The 4,670-nt window shown below is 54.0% G+C and carries 5 protein-coding genes and 1 pseudogene; 3 read left to right on the top strand and 3 right to left on the bottom strand.

Going from position 1 to position 4,670, the window contains the following annotated elements:
* Nucleotides 1–852 (bottom strand): NAD(+) kinase (gene nadK / locus ACLQ7H_RS09640; RefSeq protein ID WP_411752466.1); only part of this gene is annotated, 852 nt, incomplete at its 3' end.
* A gap of 124 nt (nt 853–976) precedes the next feature.
* Here nadK and grpE point away from each other — a divergent pair.
* Nucleotides 977–1,552, top strand: a complete 576-nt coding sequence (gene grpE / locus ACLQ7H_RS09635; RefSeq protein ID WP_021178915.1) for a nucleotide exchange factor GrpE — start codon at nt 977–979, stop codon at nt 1,550–1,552.
* 51 nt (nt 1,553–1,603) lie between these two features.
* On the opposite strand, the gene ung is transcribed toward grpE, so the two are convergent.
* Nucleotides 1,604–2,287: a uracil-DNA glycosylase gene (gene ung / locus ACLQ7H_RS09630; RefSeq protein WP_021178914.1), complete on the bottom strand. Its 684-nt coding sequence runs from the start codon at nt 2,285–2,287 to the stop codon at nt 1,604–1,606.
* Nucleotides 2,288–2,635: 348 nt separating this feature from the next.
* Between ung and grcA the strand changes: the two genes are divergently transcribed.
* The gene (gene grcA, locus ACLQ7H_RS09625; RefSeq protein WP_021178913.1) at nt 2,636–3,019 is read left to right on the top strand and encodes an autonomous glycyl radical cofactor GrcA; all 384 of its coding nucleotides are present in this window, start codon (nt 2,636–2,638) and stop codon (nt 3,017–3,019) included.
* A gap of 101 nt (nt 3,020–3,120) precedes the next feature.
* Here grcA and srmB read toward each other — a convergent pair whose 3' ends face one another.
* Nucleotides 3,121–4,434 (bottom strand): ATP-dependent RNA helicase SrmB, encoded by a 1,314-nt coding sequence (gene srmB, locus ACLQ7H_RS09620; protein WP_411752465.1) that lies wholly within the window; start codon nt 4,432–4,434, stop codon nt 3,121–3,123.
* A gap of 87 nt (nt 4,435–4,521) precedes the next feature.
* Here srmB and ACLQ7H_RS09615 point away from each other — a divergent pair.
* A pseudogene (locus tag ACLQ7H_RS09615) lies at nt 4,522–4,670 on the top strand (tRNA (adenosine(37)-N6)-methyltransferase TrmM); the annotation flags it as partial.

Below are 4,670 nucleotides of genomic sequence, written 5' to 3'. Positions count from 1 at the left end.
TTTGGTGCTCAACGTATTGAAATAGCTGTAGTCCTTGGGGTGGATCAGGTTTAAGTGGAAGTCGCTGCGGCGGATCAGTACCTCTTCGCCTTCCTGGATGGGCAGGGCGATCTGGCTGTCGCAGCTGATTTCCAGATCGCTGCCTATATGGGAAAACTTTAGGCGAATGGTGCTGTCGCCGTTGATCACCAGCGGCCGGGCGGAAAGCGTGTGCGGGAACATCGGCACTAGCGCGATGGCTTCCAGCGATGGAGTCAGAATGGGCCCACCTGCGGAAAGCGAGTAGGCGGTAGAACCGGTTGGCGTGGCGATGATCAGGCCATCGGAGCGCTGCGAGAAGGCGAAGCGATCGTCAATATAGACTTCGAACTCGATCATATGCGCCACCTTGCCAGGGTGAAGCACCACTTCGTTAATCGCGGTACTGACGCGGCATTGCTGGTGCTCTTTATGGACGATGGTTTCCAACAGGAAGCGCTTCTCGTCGATATATTCCCCTTCCAGCACGTCCGCCAACTGCTGGAGTGCGTTGTCCGGGTCGAGATCGGTCAGGAAGCCGAGATTGCCACGGTTTACCCCGATCACCTTGATGTCATAACGCGCCAATACGCGCGCTGCGCCCAGCATATTACCGTCACCACCCACCACGACGGCCAGATCGGCCCGTTGACCAATCTCCGCCAGGCTGCCGGTGTCTACGTCTTTCATGCCCAAATCGTGGGCAATCTGGCGTTCAAGGATCACCTTGTAGCCACGGGCAACCAACCACTCAAACAGCATCTCATGAGTAGCTAATGCGGAAGGGTGACGCGGGTGCCCAACAATGCCAATACATGCAAATTTTTTCTTCATCGCTGCCATTTTCCTCACCAGGGACGCTTTATGCCCCACATTGTGACCGGTTGACTTGAAACCCCGGTTTTGATCCCCATAATAAGCCAAGTTGCGAGATTAATGCTAAAACGCGGAGATATTCATGAGTAGTAAAGAACAGAAGACGCCAAACGAGCAAGCCTCGGAAGAAATGGAACAGCAAGCACAGCACGAGGAAGCCATGGCGGCAGGCGCCGATCTGCGCGATGATCGCATTGCCGAGTTGGAAGCCCAACTGGCTGAAGCTCAGCAACGCGAGCGCGATAGTGTGCTGCGTGCCAAGGCCGAAATGGAAAACGTCCGCCGCCGTAGCGAGCTGGATGTTGAGAAGGCTCACAAATTCGCGCTGGAAAAATTCTCGGGTGATTTGCTGCCGGTGATCGACAACCTGGAGCGTGCACTGGAACTGGCGGACAAGAACAACCCTGAACTGGTCGCGATGATCGAAGGGATTGAACTGACGCTGAAGTCACTGCTGGACGCGGTACGCAAGTACGGCATCGAAGTGGTAGGCGAACTCAACGTGCCATTCAACCCGGACGTTCACCAGGCGATGAGCCTGATGGAATCAGCCGACCATCAGCCGAACCATGTGATGATGGTAATGCAGAAAGGCTACACGCTGAATGGTCGCCTGCTGCGCCCGGCGATGGTAGCGGTATCCAAAGCCAAGTCTTAATAAGACCTGCTGAGGATAAAGGCACCCACGGGTGCCTTTTTTGTGCCTGGATCATTCCTGCGGCAGGTGCGGCACCCAGTCAATCGGTGCCAGGCCTTGCTGTTCCAGTAACTGATTGGTTTGCGAAAAGTGGTGGCAACCCAGGAAACCGCGATGGGCAGAAAGCGGGGAGGGATGCGGCGCTTTCAACACATGATGGCGCTGGCGATCGATAAAGCTCCCTTTCTTTTGTGCGTGTGAACCCCACAGCAGGAACACGACCCCCTCGCGATTTTCGTTTAACGCGGCTATTACCTTGTCGGTAAAGGTTTCCCAGCCTAGATTGGCGTGAGAATGCGCCCGGCCACCTTCAACGGTTAATACGGTATTGAGCAAAAGTACGCCTTGCTCGGCCCAGCTTTGCAGGCAGCCGTGTGTTGGGCGTTCAAAGCCGGGGATGTCCGTCACCAACTCTTTATACATATTGACCAGTGAAGGCGGCGCAGGGATGCCTGGGCGCACGGAAAACGACAGGCCATGGGCCTGGTTCGGGCCGTGATACGGATCTTGCCCCAGGATCACCACTTTGACATCGGCCAACTCGGTAAAGCGGAAAGCGTTAAACACATCTTTCTGCGGTGGATAAATGGTCTTACCGGCCTGACGTTCGTTGGCAACAAAGGCGAGTGTATCCAGAAAGTAAGGCTGCTCTTTCTCTTTGCCGATGACGTCGTGCCAGGTGAGGGAGGTAGACATAAGCACTCTCCTTTGTTTTTGTTAGCAATTCATGGTGCATAGCTTACCGTTAACCTCTGCTCGGCGAAACCCGCTTTTTCAATGGGTATGGCGAGCGAGATATACAAATATTTTTGAAAATTTACAAAAATAATTTTAACGAGCAAAAAGGTAAAATTGATATAAAACATAAATTTGCCTCTGTCGCTCATTTTAGTACCCCGTAAAAATTGATTTTAGTCAAAGAATCGACCCGGTTTGACTGGTATACAGAACAACAAGACAACATTGGTTTTACCAAATGGCCGGAAACCACAACCGAGTTTTCGGCGACGTAGAAATTTTTCTCCCTATTACGGAGGCAACAAAATGATTACTGGTATTCAAATCACTAAAGCGAACAATCAAGCACTGGTGAACTCTTTCTGGCTGCTGGATGAAGAGAAATCAGAAGCGCGCTGTGTGTGTGCCAAAGCGGATTATGCGGAAGATCAGATCGTGCCTGTTAGCGAACTGGGCCAGATCGAGTACCGCGAAGTGCCGATGGAAATGCAGCCTACCGTGCGCGTAGAAGGTGGTCAGCACCTGAACGTGAACGTGCTGCGCCGTGAAACGCTGGAAGATGCCGTTAAGAACCCAGAAAAATACCCGCAGCTGACCATTCGTGTTTCTGGTTATGCGGTGCGTTTCAACTCACTGACGCCAGAACAGCAACGTGACGTTATCGCGCGTACCTTTACCGAAAGCCTGTAATTTTCGGCTAGGTAGACAAAAGGGAGCTTCGGCTCCCTTTTCTATTGCCGCTAAAACGCAAAAACCGCCCAAGAGGCGGTTTTTTAGCAACATACGGCTGATTATGCCTCTGGCTTGGCTTTTGGCTGGCGGCGCTTACCGACGTTTTTCGCGTCGCGATGGCGTACCTTCACCTTGGCCTTCTCTTTGTTCTTCAGCTTGTCTTCGACGCGCTTGGCCAGCACCTTCTTCGAAGGTTTACCGTTGCTCTTCTCGCTAGGCACCTTGGTGGACGGACGTAGTTCGTCGATCACACGGGCTTTCAGTGGCTCATTGAGGTAACGCCCCACTTTGCCCAGCAGCAGATGGTCATGCGCTTCTACCAGCGAAATGGCGGTACCTTTACGCCCGGCACGGCCAGTACGGCCAATGCGGTGCAGATAGGTATCGGCAGTACGCGGCATATCGAAGTTGAACACGTGGGTGATATCCAGGATATCCAGCCCGCGCGCCGCAACGTCGGTGGCGACCAGCACGTTAACGCGGCCATCCATCATGCGTTTTACCGCTTCGTTACGCTTGGCCTGCACCATTTCCCCTTCGAGATAGCAGGTGTTGATGCCCGCTTCACGCAGCCACGCGGCCAGCTCATGCACGCGCTCACGCTTACGCACAAAGATCACTGACTTCTGCACGTCCGGCTGTTGCAGCAGATGCACCAGCAGGGCGGTTTTATGCTTCACGTCATCGGCGCGGTAATACCATTGCAGGATCTTTTTACGTTCGCGGCGGGACGGATCGGCTTCAACCTCAACCGGTTCCTTCAGGATGCGCTCAGCGAACTCGCGGATGGCTTCGCCTTCCAGCGTGGCGGAAAACAGTAACGTCTGGGTGCGCCAGCGGGTTTCGGCCGAGATGGTTTCGATGTCTTGCGCAAAGCCCATATCGAGCATGCGGTCGGCTTCGTCCAGGATCAGCGTTTCTACCGCGCGGCAGTCAAAGTTTTCTTCTTTGATGTATTGCAGCAGGCGGCCGGTGGTGGCAACTACCACGTCCTGGTTTTCACTAAAGACTTCGGCATGGTTCATATACGCCACGCCGCCGGTGATGGTGGCGATATCCAGCGAGGTATGCGCAGCCAATTCACGAGCCTGATCGGCCACCTGCATTGCCAGCTCACGCGTCGGGGTGAGGATCAGTACGCGCGGTGGGCCAGACTTCTTACGTGGGAAATCCAGCAGATGTTGCAGAACCGGCAGCAAGAATGCGGCGGTTTTGCCTGTGCCGGTCGGTGCCGAACCTAATACGTCGCGCCCATCCATGGCTGGCGGGATCGCCTCGGCCTGGATAGCGGTGGGGCGATCGTAGCCTTTATCACGCAAAGCGAGGATCAGGCGCTCATCGAGTTCGAGTTCGGAAAAATTGGTTGCTGTCATTATCTACCTCTACTTGGGGCGCCGATTATAGACGGGATGGCCGCAGGGTTCACCCTTTTTAACTTTTACCCTAAATCAGTTTGCCTTATGCTACGCCAGTTTTGTCTGCTGGTGGCCATTGTGAGTAATCAAATTAAAACTAAATCGACCCCGCGGCGCGGCGGTTTTACCTTTAAACAGTTCTTTGTCGGCCACGATCGTTGTGCGATGAAGGTGGGTACCGATGCGGTTATGCT

The sequence above is a fragment of the Serratia sp. (in: enterobacteria) genome (genome assembly GCF_046715635.1).
Classification (GTDB): Bacteria; Pseudomonadota; Gammaproteobacteria; order Enterobacterales; family Enterobacteriaceae; genus Chania.
The sequence above is the reverse complement of the archived record's forward strand: the minus strand, read 5'-3'. Positions and strand labels throughout refer to the sequence as shown.